Annotated in this window: 14 protein-coding genes; 4 read left to right on the forward strand and 10 right to left on the reverse strand. The window is 43.1% G+C overall.

Features of this window, described 5'->3' with window-relative positions; genetic code table 11:
- Window positions 1-24 precede the first annotated feature (24 nt).
- The 3 genes from L0657_RS13665 to L0657_RS13675 all read left to right on the forward strand — a co-directional run bounded on the left by L0657_RS13665 (window position 25) and on the right by L0657_RS13675 (window position 5,487).
- On the forward strand, window positions 25-3,117 hold the full coding sequence (locus L0657_RS13665; RefSeq protein WP_235151354.1) for an efflux RND transporter permease subunit: 3,093 nt from the start codon (window positions 25-27) through the stop codon (window positions 3,115-3,117).
- Window positions 3,118-3,205: 88 nt separating this feature from the next.
- Window positions 3,206-4,489 carry a TolC family protein gene (locus tag L0657_RS13670; RefSeq protein WP_235151355.1) on the forward strand — a complete coding sequence of 428 codons (1,284 nt, stop codon included), beginning with the start codon at window positions 3,206-3,208 and terminating at the stop codon, window positions 4,487-4,489.
- Between the two features lie 155 nt (window positions 4,490-4,644).
- Entirely contained in the window at window positions 4,645-5,487 is an 843-nt protein-coding gene (locus tag L0657_RS13675) for a S1 RNA-binding domain-containing protein (RefSeq protein WP_235151356.1), read from the forward strand.
- A gap of 116 nt (window positions 5,488-5,603) precedes the next feature.
- On the opposite strand, the gene L0657_RS13680 is transcribed toward L0657_RS13675, so the two are convergent.
- Entirely contained in the window at window positions 5,604-6,932 is a 1,329-nt protein-coding gene (locus tag L0657_RS13680; RefSeq protein ID WP_235151357.1) for an amidohydrolase family protein, read from the reverse strand.
- A 48-nt stretch (window positions 6,933-6,980) separates the two neighbouring features.
- Window positions 6,981-10,010: an amidohydrolase family protein gene (locus L0657_RS13685; RefSeq protein ID WP_235151358.1), complete on the reverse strand. Its 3,030-nt coding sequence runs from the start codon at window positions 10,008-10,010 to the stop codon at window positions 6,981-6,983.
- A gap of 96 nt (window positions 10,011-10,106) precedes the next feature.
- On the opposite strand from L0657_RS13685, the gene L0657_RS13690 reads away from it, so the two are divergent.
- The gene (locus L0657_RS13690) at window positions 10,107-10,394 is read left to right on the forward strand and encodes a hypothetical protein (protein WP_235151359.1); all 288 of its coding nucleotides are present in this window, start codon (window positions 10,107-10,109) and stop codon (window positions 10,392-10,394) included.
- Window positions 10,395-12,076: 1,682 nt separating this feature from the next.
- Here the strand turns inward: L0657_RS13690 and L0657_RS13695 are convergent.
- From L0657_RS13695 to L0657_RS13730, 8 genes are all read right to left on the reverse strand, one after another.
- Window positions 12,077-13,138, reverse strand: coding sequence for a tyrosine-protein phosphatase (locus tag L0657_RS13695; RefSeq protein ID WP_235151360.1), 1,062 nt, complete (start codon window positions 13,136-13,138; stop codon window positions 12,077-12,079).
- 262 nt (window positions 13,139-13,400) lie between these two features.
- Window positions 13,401-14,024: a response regulator transcription factor gene (locus L0657_RS13700; protein WP_235151361.1), complete on the reverse strand. Its 624-nt coding sequence runs from the start codon at window positions 14,022-14,024 to the stop codon at window positions 13,401-13,403.
- A 456-nt stretch (window positions 14,025-14,480) separates the two neighbouring features.
- A complete protein-coding gene (locus tag L0657_RS13705) occupies window positions 14,481-15,530 on the reverse strand; it encodes a T9SS type A sorting domain-containing protein (RefSeq protein WP_235151362.1) in 1,050 nt (349 codons plus the stop codon).
- Window positions 15,531-15,551: 21 nt separating this feature from the next.
- Window positions 15,552-16,793, reverse strand: coding sequence for a hypothetical protein (locus L0657_RS13710; RefSeq protein ID WP_235151363.1), 1,242 nt, complete (start codon window positions 16,791-16,793; stop codon window positions 15,552-15,554).
- A 127-nt stretch (window positions 16,794-16,920) separates the two neighbouring features.
- Window positions 16,921-17,634, reverse strand: coding sequence for a hypothetical protein (locus tag L0657_RS13715; RefSeq protein WP_235151364.1), 714 nt, complete (start codon window positions 17,632-17,634; stop codon window positions 16,921-16,923).
- A gap of 161 nt (window positions 17,635-17,795) precedes the next feature.
- The gene (locus L0657_RS13720; protein WP_235151365.1) at window positions 17,796-18,536 is read right to left on the reverse strand and encodes a hypothetical protein; all 741 of its coding nucleotides are present in this window, start codon (window positions 18,534-18,536) and stop codon (window positions 17,796-17,798) included.
- A 130-nt stretch (window positions 18,537-18,666) separates the two neighbouring features.
- Entirely contained in the window at window positions 18,667-19,464 is a 798-nt protein-coding gene (locus L0657_RS13725) for a hypothetical protein (protein WP_235151366.1), read from the reverse strand.
- A 23-nt stretch (window positions 19,465-19,487) separates the two neighbouring features.
- Window positions 19,488-20,348: a hypothetical protein gene (locus L0657_RS13730; RefSeq protein ID WP_235151367.1), complete on the reverse strand. Its 861-nt coding sequence runs from the start codon at window positions 20,346-20,348 to the stop codon at window positions 19,488-19,490.
- Window positions 20,349-20,388 lie beyond the last annotated feature (40 nt).

The following is a 20,388-nucleotide window of genomic DNA, read 5'->3' on the forward strand; positions in this document are numbered from 1 at the left end:
GTCCATTCTTTTGATATCCAACCTATGAATATTTCGGAATTATCGCTGAACCGGCCAGTACTTGCCGTGGTTATGAACCTTCTCATCATTCTTTTTGGTGTAGTTGGTTATAACTTTTTGTCACTACGGGATTACCCCGCCATTGATCCCCCGATTGTCAATGTCCGCACCAGCTATACCGGTGCCAATGCCGACATCATCGAAAGCCAGATTACCGAGCCACTTGAAAAAAGTATCAACGGTATTCCCGGCATTAAAACGATCAGCTCCTCCAGCCAGATCGGAGCCAGTAATATTACGGTTGAATTTAACCTTGAAATAGACCTTGAAGCGGCTGCCAATGATGTGCGGGATAAAGTGAGTCAGGCTCAGCGGAATCTTCCACAGGATATTGATGCGCCGCCGGTAGTTAGTAAGGCCGATGCAAATAGTGATTTCATTTTGTTATTGGCCGTTCAAAGTCCATCGAAAGGCCTTTTAGAATTAAGTGAATATGCAGAAAATGTTTTGCAGCAAAGTCTCCAAACCATTGATGGGGTAAGTGCGATTAATATTTTCGGTCAAAAACGTTACGCGATGCGTATTTGGATTGACCCGGATAAAATGAGTGCTTACAATGTTTCCTTTAATGACATTAACACTACGCTGAACGCAGAAAATGTCGAATTGCCGGCAGGTAAAATATACGGAAATCAGACGGAATTGACGATCCGTACGATGGGCCGCCTGACTACTGAAAAGGAATTTTCCGACCTTATAATCAGAAATGACAGTACTGGAATTGTCCGTTTGAGCAATGTTGCCAAAGTTGAGTTAGGTCCTGAAAACGAGGAGCAAAGCTGGAAATATAATGGGGTTTATGCAGTAGGTTTAGCAGTAATTCCGCAACCGGGAGCGAACTATGTAAAAATATCGGATACTTTCAACGAGCGTTTAGCTGAAATTGCTAAAACGAATAAGTCAGATATCACTTTCAACGTCCTTATTGACAATACCCGTCTTGTTCGTCAGTCGGTGGAAGAAGTGGAAGAAACGCTGATCATTTCTTTTGGACTGGTTGTCATTGTAATTTTATTCTTCTTCCGGAATTTCCTGGTGGCCGTTCGCCCATTGATCGATATTCCAATTTCGCTGGTTGCGACGTTTTTTGTCATGTATATGTTCGGTTTTTCAATCAACATTCTGACACTTTTAGGAATTGTTCTGGCAACGGGACTTGTGGTTGATGATGGTATTGTAGTAACAGAAAATATTTTCCGAAAGCTCGAAGAAGGACTCCCCATTAGGGAAGCAGCATTAGAAGGTAGTAAGGAGATTTTCTTTGCGGTAATTTCTACTTCACTTACTCTGGCTGTGGTATTCCTTCCCGTAATTTTCCTTGAAGGTTTTGTAGGTAGTCTTTTCCGGGAGTTTGGAATTGTGGTAGCTTCTGCCGTATTGATTTCGGCATTTGTATCGCTTACGATCACGCCGGTTTTGAATGTTTATCTAAATAGAAAAGACTCAGGACATGGTTGGTTTTATAACAAAACTGAACCATTCTTCACCGGAATGGAAAATGGTTATAACAGGCTGTTGAAAGGTTTTATCAAAGTTCGCTGGATGGCTTGGGTTCTGGTACTTGCCTGTGTAGGGTTAATTTATTTTACTTACACACATTTACAAAGTGAGCTGGCACCCATGGAAGACCGGAATAGTATTCGTCTGAATATGTCGGCACCAGAAGGAACGAGCTTTGATCAGATGCAAAGTATTTCTGATGAGGTTGTCAATTACCTGAATGATTCCATACCGGAACGCCAGTTTGTATTTTCTTCGACGCCTGGTTTTGGTGGTGCAGGTATGAATGCATCTTCGGGACGTATTGGTTTAGTACCATCATCTGATCGGATCAGGAGTCAGAATGACATTGCAACTGCTATAAACAAGCAGCTTCCAAGATTCAACAACGCACGTATTTTTGCTGTTCAGGAACAAACGATTGCGGTGGGTATTGGGTCGCGTGGTGCGTTACCTGTACAATTTATCCTGCAAAATCTCGATTTCGCCAAGTTAACCGAGGTTATGCCTAAATTCCTGGAAGAAGCCAGAAAAGATCCTGTTTTCCAGAATGTGGACGTTAACCTGAAATTTAACAAACCGGAGGTTTCTCTAACAATCGACCGGTTGAAGGCGAAAGATCTTGGCCTTTCCACAACGGACGTAGCTGCCACAATTCAGGGGGCATTTAGCGGAAGACGATTGGCTTATTTTATCAGAAATGGTCAGCAATATCAGGTGATCGGCCAGGTACAACGTGCTGAACGCGACAAACCTGCTGATATTGAAAAACTCTATGTACGGAACAATCGCGGACAAAATATACCTTTAAGTGCAGTGGTTAAAATGGAAGAACAAAGCGGTCCGCCGACTTTGTATCATTATAACAGATACAAAAGCGCGACAATTTCCGCTTCGCTTGTTGAAGGGAAAACGGTTGGGGACGGTGTTCTTGCGATGAGAAATATTGCCAATAAACTTCTGGATGAAACTTTCCAAACTTCGCTGAGCGGACCTTCACGGGATTATGAAGAAAGTTCTTCGAACACAAGTTTTGCCTTTGGTCTAGCACTATTGTTGGTATACCTGGTTCTTGCCGGTCAGTTTGAAAGTTTTACTGATCCGTTTATAATCATGATTACGGTTCCGCTAGCCCTGGCAGGAGCACTTTTGAGCTTGTACATTTTCAGCCTGACGATTAATATATTCTCGCAAATCGGTATGATTATGCTTATCGGGCTTGTAACTAAAAACGGTATTTTAATCGTGGAATTTGCCAATCAAAAACGGGAGCTCGGGATGGAACGTCTTCCGGCGGTTATCGAATCAGCAACCCAGCGTCTGCGTCCGATTTTAATGACCAGCCTTGCGACTGCCTTTGGAGCGTTACCAATTGCTTTGAGCCTTGGTGCTGCTGCAACCAGTCGCGTCCCGCTCGGCGTCGTAATTGTAGGCGGTCTGACATTTTCTTTGATACTTACACTTTTCGTAATTCCGGCGATTTACACATTCATTTCGCCGAAAACCAATAAGCACAGAGAACAAACGGCGGCGGCAGAAGAAGCAGTTGTAGCCTAAATCCTAAATCATTTAATCATCATAAGTCAATTGGTTTTGCATGAACCCGTTATCAAACCTAAGTATTAGTATTAAAATTGCATTTTTTATGTTAATGACCGGTGCTCCGGCCATTTGTCAACAAAGCGCAGATTCGCTTAAAATCACTTTGGATGAGGCAATTTCCATCGCTTTGAAAAACAGTCTGGAAATTCAGATCGCCAAAAATGATGTAGAAGCGAATACTATACTGAATAATTATGGTGTCGCCGGTGGGTTACCTCTAATTGCTGCGACGGCTTCTAACACAGAGCAAATTCAAAATATAACCCAGGAACTTCAAACCGGCGGAGGAACCAGCCGGAGGGGAGCCGAAGGGAATAATACGCAGGCAGGTGTGACAGCCAGTATCCTTCTGTATAACGGAAAAAGGGTTGTGGCCACCAAAAAACGATTAGCTGAACTTCAATATCAAAGTAGCGAAATTTTGAATTCACAGATCCAAAACACGATCGCGGCAGTGATGACCAGTTATTACGACGTTGTTCGCCAGATTGGTTATATCAATACGGTACAATTTTCAATTGATGCATCTAAAAAACGACTGGAAATTATTCAGGTTCGTCAGGCTGCCGGGATGGCCAATAATGCCGACTTGTTTCAGGCTCAGATTGACCTTAATACATTAACCCAAACGCTGATAAATCAACAGCTCGCCGTAGATGTTGCCAAATCCGAATTTCTGAGACTGCTGGCACTTGATCCGAAATCGCCGCTTTCGATAAAAGATACAATTCTTGTAGATCAGGGTTTACAGATTGAAAATGTGCTGGATAAAATTTCTGTCAACGCTGATATCAAAGCGGCGGATAACCAGATCCGTATCGCAGAATTAATTGTGCGTGAAACAGCTGCACTGCGTTATCCGACTGTCAGATTCAACCTTGGCTATAACTTTGTAAGAAACCAGAGTACTGCGGGTTTTACGCTCTTGAACAGAGTAACGGCTCCAAGTGCCGGTATTACCCTGGCTGTACCGATTTATAACGGAAGTACTTTTAAACGTCAGCAACAGGTGGCTGAAATAAATACTTCAACTGCGAAAACGCAGAAGCAGGTTTTGATTCGCGACTATTCTGCGCAAGCGGTAAAAATGTTTCAGACTTATCGACGGTCCCTGGAACAGCTCGAAACTCAGAAAGCCAATTATAAACTTAGCCAGCAGCTTTTAGATCTCACGTTGCAACGTTTTCAGTTAATTCAAGCTACCATTATCGATGTCAGAGAAGCCCAACGCAGTTTTGAAGAAGCGGGTTACCGTCTGATCAACTTGAACTACGCCGCCAAATCATCCGAAATTGAACTGAAAAGACTGACCAACACATTAATGTAATTCTTCCATCATAAAAGAATTCATTTTAACCATCTGAGACATTTAAGAAAACCTTAGTCAATAACACTTAGGTTTTCTTAGGTTTCTTAGATGGTTTATCATTAGGTGGTAAATACCGGTTTATAGACTTATCTTTGCTGCAAACTTGATATAGAATGCTTTTTATAGGAAAATATAATAACCTGACTATCCTGCGCGACACGAGTGTAGGTTTCTTTTTGGGTGATGTAGAAGGGGAAGAAGTTTTGCTTCCCAATAAGTACAAGACGGATGACATGCAGATTGACGATGTCATCAGGGTTTTTGTATACAATGATTCGGAAGACCGTCCGGTATCTACTACCGAAACGCCAAAAATAGTGCGTAATGAATTTGCCAATCTTGAAGTTAAAGATGTTTCTGAACACGGAGCATTTTTGAACTGGGGTTTGGAAAAAGATCTTTTTGTTCCTTTCAGAGAACAGTCTATACCGATGGAAATTGGTGAATGGCATGTCGTTTTTCTTTACCTGGATCAAAAAACTTCCCGGCTTATCGCTACAACGAAGCTTGACAGGTATCTTGAAAATGAGCGTTTGCTTGTAAAAGAAGGTGATGAGGTAGATATTATTGTTTGGAAAAAAACCGATCTTGGATATAATGTTGTCGTCAATCAATTTCATAAGGGCTTGATTTATGCCAATGAAGTTTTCAAACCAATCGCTATTGGTGAGTCGCTTAAAGGATATGTCAAAAAGATCCGGGATGAAAACAGATTGGATATCAGTCTTGAAAAACAGGGATATGAAAATGTTGTAGAGCCATCTGCGCAACGTATTCTTGACAATTTGAAAAAGAATAACGGTTATCTGAATTTATCTGACAGCAGCGCGCCCGAAGATATTAACAGGCAGTTAGGTATCAGCAAAAAAGTTTTCAAAAAAGCAATCGGTGGATTATACAAACAAGGTTTGATTCGCATCGCTGACGATGGGATTTATTCTTTAGGTGAAGATTGATTTTAGGTTATACAGTTTAGTGAGCCACCGTCAGGTGCAAAAGAAAAAGGGCCACGGAGAAAATAAATCTCTGTGGCCCTCTTTATTTCCTCAGCGGTAATCTGTGTAACCTAATTTTACCTCTGGCCGTATTTCTCTTTATACTTTTCGTACAGACGTTTTTGTTTATCATCCAGATTGACTTTTCCGCCTTTGATGAAAGCCATCTGAACAGCGTTTCCGCGCATATCGAGCATATCACCACTGGTGACCACGAAAGAGGCATGTTTTCCCTTTTCCAAAGTTCCAACATACTGGTCAATTCCCATAATTTCAGCAGGGTTTTTGGTGATGAATTGTAATGCTTGTTCCGGCGTCACATCGCTGAATCCTGAGGAAGTTCCTGCCAGATAAGCGATGTTTCGCGTTCTCCACCATTCTTCTGCGTAAGTGATGGCAACTTTCACACCAGCCTTATGTAATATTCCAGGCATTTCATAAGGCAGATATACATTTTCGTCCGTTCCGTTTGGAAGACGGTGTGCAGCGTTAAGCACTACCGGAATGTTATGCTCTTTCAGGAATCCCGTTATTTTATTAGCCTGATCTCCGCCGACAATTACTATCTTTTTCAAACCGAATTCCTGCGCAAATTTTACTGATTCAATAATATCCTTCGCATATTCAGCACGGATATACAAATTTGCTTTGCCATTAAAAAGATCCTTCATTGCTTCCAAACGCATATTCACGGTGGCAGGTTTGCCCGTTTCATAATATCCTTTTGCGTCAGCGAACGTGGTGCGGAAAAGGTCTATCGTTTCCTGGCGTTTTTCATTTCTTTTTACGGAAGTTGAAAAATCTTCATAATTGAAACTCGTCGCCAAAAACGGAGGCCAGTTAATCCAGATTCCATCGTCTTTTTTCAAAACTGCATCCTCCCAGTTCCATCCATCAGAATAAAACACAGAGGATGAACCTGAAACAATTCCGCCTTGCGGCACGGCCTGTGATAACAAAATTCCCGCATTCCGTAAAGTTGGAATCACTTCCGAATCGGTATTATAAGCCACCAAAGAACGCACATGCGGATTGATATCACCAACTTCCGCATAATCAAGCGTTGCCCGAACGGATGCAATTTCCTGAATTCCAACCGTTGTATTCATCGAAATAATACCCGGAAAAACATGCTTTCCTTTGATATCAATAACTTCTGCGTTGGCATTTGAAGTGTTTGAACCGGCAGCACCAACGTGTGTGATCAACCCTTTGTCAAACGCGATAACACCATTTTCAATAACCTGGCCATTTCCCAGATGAATGGTTCCACCAGTCAACACTGTTGGTTTTGCCTGTGCTTTTGCCGGGGCCGGGTTTTGTGCCTGGACTGAAAAAGTTAGGCAAAACATAACTGCCAGACTGGATAGTGAGGCAAGCTGTTTTATATAATTATTTATTTTCATAAGTTGTTTTTGAATAAGTAAATGATGGAAGAATTAATGCCTGGTTGCTTATTTTCCTTCCTCATGTTCCGTATGAACGCCAATGATATCTTCACAATGCCACATTTTTGGCTGCGATCCCTGAGGTTTTTGCGTTGGTTTTCCTTCCGCTTTCTCATTCAGCATTTTCTGGATAAGACGTTCGCGTTCCAAAGTCATTTTTTCCTGTTTCGTCATATCTTCCTTCCGGTCAAAATATACAGTTCCCTCGATCATGGTAAACTCCGGACGGGCATAAACGGACAGCGGATGTGCATTCCAAAGTACCAGATCCGCATCTTTTCCTGCTTTGATACTTCCCATTCTATGATCGACATGCAAAAGTTTTGCAGGATTTAATGTCACCATTTTCCATGCTTCTTCCTCAGGTACACCACCAAAAGTTACCGTTTTGGCAGCTTCCTGATTTAGTCTTCTCGCCATTTCTGCATCATCAGAATTAATTGCCACCGTGATTCCTTCATGATACATCAAAGCCGCATTATATGGAATCGCTTCCTTTACCTCCATTTTGTAAGCCCACCAATCAGCAAATGTCGAACCGCCGATATTGCGGTCTTTCATTTTGTCTGCCATTTTATATCCTTCCAGAATATGAGTGAAAGTATTGATTTTGAAATTCAGAGAATCCGCCACGTGCATCAGCATATTGATTTCAGACTGCACGTAGGAATGGCAAGTAATAAACCGTTTGCTATCAAGAATTTCTGCCAGGGCTTCCAATTCCAGATCTCTACGCGGAACTTCCAGGCCTGTTTTCTTACCTGCGGCGTTATATTCTTTCCAGCCCTTCGCATATTCTTTGGCACGGATGAAATGATCGAAATATACCTGTTCAACACCCATTCTCGTCTGCGGAAAACGCACGCGCGCTACATCGCCCCAGTTGGACTGTTTCACATTTTCTCCCAACGCAAACTTGATCGTTTTGGCTTCCGGAATCAACATATCAGATTGCGTTGCTCCCCATTTCAATTTAATCAGCGCACTTTGTCCGCCAATCGCGTTCGCTGAACCGTGAAGCAAATGAGAAGTGGTAACTCCGCCGGCCAGCTGTCGGTAAATATTCACATCATCCGGATTGATCACATCACTCATTCTTACTTCCGCAGTACTTGACTGCGAGCCTTCGTTGATCGCGAATAATGCAATGTGTGAATGCTCATCAATAATGCCATTCGTCAAATGTTTTCCAGTCCCGTCAACGGTACGGGCACCAGACGGAGCGGATAACCCTTTTCCAACTTTTGCGATTTTACCATTCTGGATAATTACGTCAGCATTTTGTAAAATGCCGTCTTTTTCATTGGTCCAGACTGTCGCATTTTTCACGAAAACTGTTTCGGATTTTGGAAGTTGTTCGTTTCCAAAACCAACAAATGGATACACGATCGGACCTGTTTCTTTCAATTTGGCAGATGCCGTATCTTTTTTAGCAATTGCTTTATAATTCTCCGCCAAGGTTGCTGTCCATATAGCTGCTTTCCCATCCGGTAAAATGCCCTCACCGGACAAATTTTTCCCGGAGATCCATCCTGTCAAACGAACCGTCCCGGGACTTTTCTTTTCAGGCTGATAGGAAATTGTCAGCAAGTCATTGGCGAGAATCACTTTCGGTTTGACTTTCACCGTATCTTTCAAAATGATCTGGTACTCGGGTTTGTCCGCCGTTCCTGAAATTTCAAGTTTTCCGGTTGATTCCTTGTTGATTGAGAAAGTATAGTTCCCTCTGAAATCCGGCGCGTTTATGGGAGCAATGATAAATTTCTTCCCCTGTATCCAGTTTTCATAAATCACATTTTCTTTATTAAACAACTCGTCAGATGTGATCAGGAAATTGGCAAGCATACCAGCTTTCAGACTTCCTATCTGTCCTTCCGCTTTTATCAATTTAGCTGGCGTCGTCGTTAATGCTTCCAGCGCTTTTTCTTTTGGTAAGCCGAATTCAATCGCGGTACGGATTTTATCCCAGAAATCTGCCTTGTTTTTCAGATCGGCCGCTGTAAACGTAAAATTCACGCCGCCTTTTGCTAACATCGATGCGTTCGCAGGTGCCATTTCCCAGTGTTTCAACTGATTGATCGTGATCATTTCAGCATCCCAGGGATCGGTCACGTCATACGCTGACGGAAAATTTAACGGCAATATCAAAGTAGCTTTCGTTCCCTTTATTTCTTCAAGGCGTTGATATTCATCGCCGCCGCCTTTGATAATATATTGTGTGCCAAATTCGTCTCCGATCTTGTCGGCCCGAAGCAGGCTGTATTTATCATTTGTCTCAAAAAAAGAAGGTAACGTCTTGATCTGGTTGAAAGCTTCAAGAGAAATGTTTGTTTCCTGGTTTTTTCCACCTTTCGCATACCAGTCCGCGTCGTAATAATTCTGGCGGAGCAGTGCAACCGAGCCCATACCCGACGAAGGATACGTTTGCGACGAAGTACCTTTGCTGAAAGAAAAATGCGCAGAGGCTTTTTCGTTCAAAATCGCCTTGTTTGCTGATTCGTCTGTTAAGGTTACAACAGCCCCGTTTCCACGAACGATTCCGTCATGCGGATGTGTCAGTACAGTTCCAAACCCTATTTTACGTAAATCAGCACCTTTTTTATTATCAATAACGAATGTTTTGCTGGCGTCATTTTCGGGCTGTATCGCCTGGTTCCATCCGAAAGCGCCCTTTTTATTCGATTCCAGCTGCGGCGTCTGGCGGCCGGTGGCACGTGGTTCGCGTTTTACTTCCGGCATCCCATAGTCAGAATCCAGGTCTATCAGGGAAGGATAGATGTATTTTCCTTTTAAATCAACAACGACAGCGCCAGCCGGAATCTTCACCTGTTTGCTCACCTCGCGGATCGTGCCGTTTTCGATAAGCATGGTTCCGTTTGAAATAGTTGTTTTTGAATCGACCACGATTGTGGCGTTTGTAAATGCATATTGACCCTTCCTTTCGTCATATGCGCCGTTCCTCGGAAAAGTTTCCTGAGCATGGCATAGCGAAGTCAGGGTTAGTCCAAACACTAACGTTGATATTTGTTTCATCATAGAAATAGGAGATTTTTTGTTACCGGACTTAGGAATTTTTGATTAATAATTGTTTGTTGTGACAATATACAATGAAAAGAGTAAATAAATTTGATTATGACTTACGAAGAATTTGTTTCATCCCTGACCCAAACCGCTCCTCCGCAGGAAATTCCGGTGCTTTTGAAAGCGCTTTGGTACGACGCCAATCACGATTGGGAAGCTGCCCATAACATTGCTCAGGATCGTGAGGGGACGAAATTATACGACCGGTTACATGCCTATTTGCACCGCGTTGAAGGGGATACCTGGAATGCGGGTTACTGGTACAGGCGGGCAGGAGCGGATGTTTTTAAAGGATCTTTGAAAGAAGAATGGGAATTTCTGGTAAAATCTCTTTTATAGGGCAATCAGTGAGTGAGTGAGTGGATTTGTTACAGCCAGCTGAAATATTGTTAATGGCCCAATGTCAGAATTAATGACGGCAGAGCCGTCTCCTGTTTATAGCAACGGTTGTTCGTCAGGTTATTTTGGCTCTGTCGGAGCCTCCTGTGTTTGCAGGAAACTCCGACGGAGTTACATTCTGGTTCGGGACAGGTGTTTTCTATAAACAAGAAGCTCTCAAAAGAGCTACATAAAATACTTCCTGGATTTATTCATCAGAGAGAATTTGTTAATGACGGCAGAGCCGTCTCCTGTTTATAGCAACGGTTGTTCGTAAGGTTATTTTGGCTCTGTCGGAGCATCCTGTGGTTTGCAGGAAACTCCTACGGAGTTACATTCTGGTTCGGGACAGGTGTTTTCTATAAACAGGAAGCTCTTAAAAGAGCTACATAAAATACTTCCTGGATTTATTCATCAGAGAGAATTTGTTAATGACGGCAGAGACGTCTCCTGTTTATAGCAACGGTTGTTCGTAAGGTTATTTTGGCTCTGTCGGAGCATCCTGTGGTTTGCAGGAAACTCCTACGGAGTTACATTCTGGTTCGGGACAGGTGTTTTCTATAAACAGGAAGCTCTTAAAAGAGCTACATAAAATACTACCTGGATTTATTCATCAGAGAGAATTTGTTAATGACGGCAGAGCCGTCTCCTGTTTATAGCAACGGTTGTTCGTCAGGTTATTTTGGCTCTGTCGGAGCCTCCTGTGTTTGCAATAAACTCCGACGGAGTTACATTCTGGTTCGGGACAGGTGTTTTCTATAAACAAGAAGCTCTCAAAAGAGCTACATAAAATACTTCCTGGATTTATTCATCAGAGAGAATTTGTTAATGACGGCAGAGACGTCTCCTGTTTATAGCAACGGTTGTTCGTAAGGTTATTTTGGCTCTGTCGGAGCATCCTGTGGTTTGCAGGAAACTCCTACGGAGTTACATTCTGGTTCGGGACAGGTGTTTTCTATAAACAGGAAGCTCTTAAAAGAGCTACATAAAATACTACCTGGATTTATTCATCAGAGAGAATTTGTTAATGACGGCAGAGCCGTCTCCTGTTTATAGCAACGGTTGTTCGTCAGGTTATTTTGGCTCTGTCGGAGCCTCCTGTGTTTGCAGGAAACTCCGACGGAGTTACATTCTGGTTCGGGACAGGTGTTTCCTATAAACAGGAAGCTCTTAAAAGAGCTACACAAAATACTACCTGGATTTATTTATCAGAGAGATTTTGTTAATGACGGCAGAGCCGTCTCCTGTTTATAGCAACGGTTGTTCGTCAGGTTATTTTGGCTCTGTCGGAGCCTCCTGTGTTTGCAGGAAACTCCGACGGAGTTACATTCTGGTTCGGGACAGGTGTTTCCTATAAACAGGAAGCTCTTAAAAGAGCTACATAAAATACTAACTGGATTTATTCATCAGAGAGATTTTGTTAATGACGGCAGAGCCGTCTCCTGTTTATAGCAACGGTTGTTCGTAAGGTTATTTTGGCTCTGTCGGAGCCTCCTGTGTTTGCAGGAAACTCCGACGGAGTTACATTCTGGTTTGGGACAAGTGTTTTCTATAAACAGGAAGCTCTTAAAAGAGCTACACAAAATACTACCTGGATTTATTCATCAGAGAGAATTTTCTATCATTGAACGAGCATGACTTTTTTAATTTATATCTGTCAGTTTTTTGATGATGCGCTGCCTTTCCTGATCATTAATCCCCAACTGGTTTTTAATAAACAAATCGGTCCCGCCATACCGGGTGTCAATGACGGAAAATGTTGCGGCCAGATATCGTTCGTCCACCGACATAAAATTTTCAATAACTTTCAAATTGATCTTCGGTTTAATGATTTTACCAAGTTTTGCTCTTCCAAGGATTTTTTTGAGCTTATCACGTCTGTAATAATTCGACATCAGATATTCATCAAAAATCGTCTTTCTGTCGACATGTAATATTGAAAGAATCATGGCGGTTACCACACCAGTGCGGTCTTTTCCGGCAGAGCAATGATATAAAACCGGTTCGTCGGAGTTCAGTATATTTTGCAGAAGTTCCCGGAGCGACGACAGATCGCTGGTTACCATGTTCTGGTAAAGCTCGGTTGTCATTTGCAAAGACTGCGCTTCGGAAATTTCTCCACGAAGCAGCTTTCCCCTTAGCTGGGTTAACAGATCTCCGTTATCTTTCACGCAAGGTACGTGCCGGTAGCTAACATTTTCCGGTAAATGATCTTCTTTTCCTTTAATTTCACTGGCCGTCCGAAGATCAAAAATGGTCCGGATTTTCAGGTCGTTAAATTTTTCGAAAGCTGCCGGTTCCAGATCAGCCAGATTATCCGAACGGAATATTTTCCCCCACCTGACCGTATTCCCGTCCAGCGTTTTCAGCCCACCGATATCCCGAAAATTAATCACATTTTCAAAATCAATCCTGCGGTTTGACAGTATCAATGTATCTTTTCCGGAAATAGTTTTGAAATAAGGACGTTTCGCCTGATTGGTTAATGTCAACGGATTTTCCTTCGAATTCAGCAACGTTTGTTTTCCCTGCTCAATGAGAAAAACCTGCGAATCCGCGGTTTTTGTGTAGTGCAGGACATAATCGTTTTTATTGTTTTCAACATAGTATTCTTCCTTTAAAGTTTTCTCATCATAACGCGCTGGAAGTTTTACGCACGCGGGAAGCAACACCGGAAAAAGCAGAATTAGTAATCGGGTTTTCATCTCTTAAAGATACAGCCTGGAAGGTTAAAGGCAAAACGGCGGTCGGCTGGGGTTGTCCCGGCTGTCAGCTATTGGAGATTAATGCACTGAAGTAATTTCAGTCGCCGAAAGCCGGAAGAATGTCCCGGCTCTCAGCGACTGAATTTATGTCTGGAAGTAGTTTTAGCCGACTGCCGATAGCCGACCGCCGACTGAATTAATACCGGAAAGTAATTTCCGGCAACCGCCGAAAGCCGACTGCCGATAGCCGACCGCCGCCTGATTATGCTCTGCTTTGAGAAAGTTCTACTTTCCCGACGAGGTCAACGACGTTATTGACCTTCATCTTTTTATAAATATTGTTTTTGATCGTACTGATCGTCGAAACGGCCAGTTTTAACTCTTTCGCGATGTCTACCGTACGGCGGCCTTTGATCAGGTATTGCATAATTTCCGATTCACGCACCGTTAACGAACCTACCAGATTTGGTTTTGTAATATCACTCAGAAGATATTCCGTCAGCACATCATCCATGTATTTTTTGCCGCGCATGATGGAAGTATAAGCCATCAGAAATTCTTCCTGGCTGATCGATTTCATGCAAACACCATCAACACCTTTTTTGAGATAGGGCAGGGCCCAGGATTTTTCTGTTTCTTCTCCGATGACAACGATTTTAATGTCAGGCTGTTTGCGGCGGATTCTTTCCAGGGCAACCAGATTTGTGTAATTGGATAAGTGTGTGTCAATGATCAACAGGTCAAATTCTGAACTTGATAACGTCATCTGCATGTTTTCCCAACTGGTCTCTTTTGAAAATTGAACATCCCTTACATTTTCGCGGATACAGGAGGTGATTCCTAAGCTCAAAAGCTCATTTTTGATCAGTAGCAGTATTTTTGTCATTTTTATTTATGGTCTGGGTGGGTAAGATAGTTTTTCATAAAATTGAAATCTGTTTCGCTGAATGCTCAGACGAAACAGATTGGACTACTGGCCTTAAATGTTCATAGTGTGTGTACAATTTAGAGGAGGTATGTTTACAAAGTGCCAGGTAATGTGTGTGTATAGTGTTTTTATTTATTCAAATCTAGAATAAAGCTCCGAATAAATTTGTCGAGACTAGAAGTATTATTTGTAGAATTTTATCGGTGCGGTTATTAGCAATTCATCTGCATGCCATTGTCTCTTCCCGGATAATTCTGTAAAATGCATTCTAGCAATCAGATAGACAGGAAATTGACCTTGTAACCCTGATAAACCTTAGCCGGATATCAATACACGCAGAAGGCAGGTAGTAAAAAAACAAACCCGTTTCCCGGCTCGGGAAACGGGTTGTAAGAACCACCTGAATAAATAACGTTACTTATTTACTACAACCTTAGATGTAGAGACCAGGCCATTAGTACGGGTCACTTTTACGATGTACATTCCCTGTGGAAGATTTGTTACATCAATCAGGCCGCTGCCTGATGCAAAAGATGACGATGCTTTATAAACCGCGCTTCCGTTCAGATTGTTGATCACAACTTCTTTCACGGTACCATTGTCGCGGATGAACAATTTGTCTGTTGATGGATTCGGGTATACTGACAGGTCAGCAGCTGCAATTCCTTCAAACGATACGCTCTGGATACGGCTGAATGCAAAAGTCTGATCTCTGTCGATCATTTTCAGACGGTACAGGTTTTGTCCGTGTACAGGTTTAACATGGCTGAAAGAATAATTTTTCAACACTTTGCTGTCTCCGCTTGAAGCCACTTCTCCAACATTTACCCATTCTTTACCGCTTACGCTGTGCTGAATTTCAAAATGATCACTGTTTGTTTCTTCCGTAGTCGCCCAGTTAAGAAGCGCAACCGAACCTTCTTTCTTCGCAGTGAACGAAACAAGTGTTACAGGAAGCGGTGCAGAAGTATAAATACGTACAGCATCATCATTTGACTCACTTGTATATAAATCGCCGGGAGGAGTTAGGTTAGCAAGGAAACCCGTCGTGTTTGTCGTCACTGCCGCTATTACCGGCAGATTGGCAAAACTGATTGGCAGGATTGCATCTGCTGGCATAAGTGCATCTTTGGATTTACCGATGTAAACATTCTGAACCGCATTGTACTGCCAGGTAAAAAGATCAGCACCGGCACCTGTCGGCAGGATCGAAGCACTGCCTTGCAGGTTACTGAGTGAGATGGTAAGAGTTGCGTAGCTGATCCCCAGATCATCGCTGCTCAGTTGCTCATCCAGGATTTCAGCAACGATGGCAAGACTAATGGAAGCAGTTCCCGGATAGCTCGTCGGGGAAGGAGCCACAAACGGACTCAGCAGTGCCATATCCACAGCTTGCGCCTTTGCTTTAAATGTCGCTGAAAAGACCAGTAAAATTACTAGTAAAATGTTTGAAAAATTTCTCATAGTAAAAAAGATTAATGAATGTTAATTAGTGAAAAACTCTATTAAATCTGCGTCCTGGTTGTTGAGTACATTTACCTCTCCTCCCCCTTGTCCGGCCGGGATCGACGTGGTCATTGGGAAGCTGCCGTCTGTACTGTTCGGATTTAAGGTGACATAGAATACCAGCCTTCTCTGTGTACCCCTTGGGATGGAAGCGGTGGTAGTAAATATGTAATAAGCAGGATCAGTATCCGAAGCAGTAAAGATGCTGTTCTGTACCGTGGCATCGCCGTTGGCCGGAGCAGTCGCCTGTGATGGGGTCCAGGTAAAATTGGAAAGGACAGGATTTTTTGCAACCCTTATCGTAATTTGCCCGTTTGTAGCAATGGCATTGCCTACTTCCACCACCGACAGCATCACTTCCAGCTGCTGCGTACCATGTACAATACCCGGTACCACGCTGATACGCGGTGAAACATCAGGTCCCAGACTTCCCAGCGTATAGGCCGTATACGTATTTGGAACGACCGAAATGCTCGTGGTGATGGAACCGCCGGTAAGGCTGCTTGCACCGCCAAGGACTGAGGTGGCGTCTACGGTCGAAGGTATACGTACCCATTGTGTGCCGTTCCAGCCTACGATTGTCAGGGCAGTTAAAATTCCGGAAGTCATCGTAGATACGTTGCTGCCCGCATCCCAGGTAAGGGTAATGGGCGTGGCTGTTGCACCGTCAATATCCCAGTACTCAACACTGCTTACGGTTTTAACCCCGCCGCCTCTGTTCAGCAGCCCGGTTGGGAATGGTCCGCCAGTAGGTAGTGCAGGATAGTTAGTACCCGTAAACAGGTTGCTTGTTACAGCCGTTGCCGGATTGGCGTGATAATAAGCACCGCTCGTTCCATCAGCCGAAGCCGCAAACTGACCTGCGAAACCATTATCTCCCGTAGGGAAAATGAACTGTCCTGTGCCATACTTGCGTACATAACCATCCACATAACTGGCATCCGTTACTCCCGTAGCCGTAAGGCCAGCGCCGGAAAAGTTTAGATAACTGATGTTGGCTGTTGCGCGCTCGGTAAGGATAACGCCCGGCTGCGTGCCTGAGCCTCCGGTTAAGAAATTGTGATTACCGAAAAACGTCATTTGCGCGCCTCCGAAGATGGTTGTATTGCCCTGGCCGCCTTCCTGCGCCTGAGCGGCCGTACCCGCAGCCAGCATCGCTGCCGCGACCATTATTTTCATCCAGCCTTTTTTAGAACCGGGAAGTGTATTTGTTATGTTCATCTTTAAGATTTGTTAATTGTGTGTATTGTTACTGATTGTGTGCTGGGAGTGGTTACTTGTTCCGCTGCAACTTCTAATTATTTGAGCATCATCAGCTCGCACAGATTGCAAATCGGAGTATTTTGAGCTAATCCAGTTTAGTTACGATTAAACTTCCGTTACTAAATGTCATTGGGTCAGCTATTAAAGTTGGTGTTGGATCATATGAAGCAATCTGAATTTCTACTTTATCTCCTGCCGCAAATACACCAGTTAGAAATAAGGCTGGTCCCCATCCTCCGCTTCCACCGTTTACAATGAAACTCGCTACTTTTAAAACTGATCCTGATGAAATCAAATTCACCCATTCGTTCCAGTAAACTTTTCCGGCACTAAGGTTATTGAGTTGAGCGTTGAATTCCACTCGATACATTCCGGCACTAGGAATAGTGTATTGTCTGGTTGAGACATCGTAGTCAGAAGAGGGATTTGCAGTAGTAAAAGGAATGCGGGTAATATTACCAGGTAACGGGGTAGTAAGTGTAGAACTTCCTGTGAAGTATCCTGTGAATACAGTCCGTTGAATCTTTAAGTCAGAAGCAGCCTGCCATGTGGCAACCCCAGCTGCGTTCGATGTCAAAATCTTATCATTCCCCTGCGAACCATCCGCAATCGTTACTTTACCCGTTGTTTTATTAACACTGACTTTATTCCCCGCCGTAGAAGATTCCACTTCCAGGTTATTTGCAGGATCAATTGTCGTAGGATTCGTTCCGATTTTTACCTGGGCGAAAACTGCTGAGGAGCCTAAAAGCATACAGGCAGCGAAGAGTGCTTTATAGAGTTGTTGTTTTTTGATCATTGTGTGTAGTAGTTTAATTTAAAAAATATTGGTTAAAGTGCGGGAGGGGTACTCGTAGTTCGCGAAGACACATACCACTGTTTAGGTTTGGAAGAGTGGTAAACGCTCGACAACTCAATACTTATCTCACATAGGAATTAGCTTGGGTATCTAGTTTATAGTTAGCGAATTTTGGTAATATTCAAACGACCAATAATACACCTACCTGTGTTAAGTGATCCAAATTGGGTATATCCATTTAGAGAAATTGTTGATCCCGCGTTCCAGTCACCAGACCAGACTACTGACTGCCAATCTCCTCCTCCAATAGCAATAGGTTGTACTCCGGCAAGAAATGCTCCTCCACCATCTTGGGAGGACCAAATTCTGGTAACTAGTGTAGTACCCGGAACAACTGTACCAGTCCCTTGACATACCAAACCCGCTTCTACCTGATAAAAGCCATTTGCTGGAAGGGTAAATTGTTTAGTAGCGGCATTCCAGCCAGTAGAATATCCTGAACGGGGAGTAAGAGGGATTCTTTGACTCAATTGATCCTGACCGGCGAAAATTGGTATTATATAGTCAGAAGTTAGTGTAGCTGAAAAAACAGTTACAGGGATTTTCAATTGATCAAGCAAACGACTTTGTGACATTTGATGTAATTCTCCATCGACACTTCGCGTGACTAAACTATCGGTTATCAATGAGTTTGGTTTGTTTTCAACCTTTAATGTGCCAGTTGTTTTGTCGGTAATCACCTTTTTATTATTTGCAGCTTCAACCTCCAAATTGTTAGCCGCACCAATCACCGTAGGATTCGTTCCAATCTTCACCTGTGCGAAAACCGAAGAAGAGGCGAAAAGCATTACTGCGAAAAACGCAGGATATAGTGCTTTTGAAAAAATCTGTTTTGTCTTCATTATTTTAATTGTTTTAATGTGTGAAATCGTTTGTGTTTTGTTGTAATCAATACCAGCCTTAACGGCACGGGCTGCCCGGCCTGCGCGGCGCGGCATTAACAATTAACCCTTAACCATTAACCATTAACCATTAATCCTTAACCATTAAAGAAATCGTCATCGCCGCCTTTTTCATCGTCCAGGTTTGTGGGCCGGCTAAAAACTGGGTTGAGCTGATTAGCTTTATTTTATCCCCAGCTGCTGCTTTTACCACCAGCGCGCTGCCAACCGGCATATCCCTGTTTTCCAGCGAAGTCATCTCCGTTATCTGGATCGTTTCCCCGGATTGCTGCAAGGCGAAACCGCCTGTTGCTACCGGATTGGAATAACCATCATCAAAAATGTTGATACCGGAAAATGAGATGGAATAGTAACCAGCCTCAGAGATTGTATACTCCTTGGTAGCACTGTTCCATGCTGATTCAGGGTCAAAGTCGGGGATGATATTAATTATTGTTCCGGCATTGTCCTGTTCAACGCTTTGACTGGTGGCATATCCCGCAAACACGACACCTGCCTGCCAGCTTCCGGCACCGTTTCCATCGGATGTGAATACACGCCCAAATTTTTGCGTACCATCCGCAATCGTTACCTGCCCGGTTGTTTTATCAATACTGGTTTTTCTCCCAGCCGTAGAAGCTTCCACTTCCAGATTGTTAGCGGCATTGATCGTCGTAGGATTCGTCCCGATTTTTACCTGGGCGAAAACCGAAGATGAGGCGAAAAGCATGGCTGCGAATAATGCAGGACACAGTGCTTTTGTAAAGATTTGTCTGGTATTCAAAACTTCAAGATTAGTGTGTGTAATATTATTTTTGGTGTTGTGGGTAATGACTCTCGGTCTGTCTTTTCGCGTTTCAAACGCTGCACCACTCAAAACGGATTGCAAATCGGTTTTGAATAGTTAAAGAACTATTGACTTACGGAAACAACTACCTTTTGGTTAGCAAAGTCGTTATTACCACATGCTCCCGCGATTGATTCTTTTCCTACACCAACTCTTGCCGATACACCACCATTTACCCAGGGAAGAAGGTAAACTCTTACGTTGTAAGTTCTGGGAGAGTAATTCTGTAATGCGGTCTTGGCATTAATATAAGATGCTGAGCAACCTGTTCCTGAGTGAGTAAAGAAAAACGTGTCAACTGCTTCGAAAACACCAGGCGTCGTTTTGTCAATCGCTAGAACAAGAAAAAAATTGAACTGAGTAGTATTGTATGCTGCGGAATATGTACCTGTAATGTCTACGGTTACATCATTATTAGCATTGTTTACCGTAAAAGAAGCATTTCTATTTAAATTATAGGCACAAATCGGTATCGCTTGTCCAATACCAACGCCGCACGTTCCAACTGCCGAGGAGGGGATATCAGCTGTAACACCAGGTGTAGATTGTGAAAATGAAGCAATTGTTGTTGTTTTCAAAGCGGGAGCGAGTGCAACCCATCCGGTGCCATCCCAATAATACTCTCCAATCTTGGCGACTAATGTCGGATAAAGAATGTTACTCGATGCAATTGCAGCATTTGTGTTATATACATGCATACCAGCAACCGCAGTCCCAGCCAAACCCCAAGTAGTCGTATTTGTCAAAGATATACGAGGCATTAATAAACCTCTGTTTGTGCTTTCAATTTCCAATGCTGATCCGGCATTAATCGCAGTCGGGTTATCTCCAATCTTCACCTGCGCAAAGACCGTTGAACTTAGTAACATTGCTCCTGCAAAAAGTGCTGAGCAAAGTGTGTTAGATAATAGTTGTTTTCTTTTCATTGTGTGTACGTTTTTGTGTGATTGTTGTGGTTAAATAATG

Origin of the sequence: Dyadobacter sp. CY345 (assembly GCF_021502725.1) — a bacterium.
Taxonomy (GTDB): Bacteria; Bacteroidota; Bacteroidia; order Cytophagales; family Spirosomataceae; genus Dyadobacter.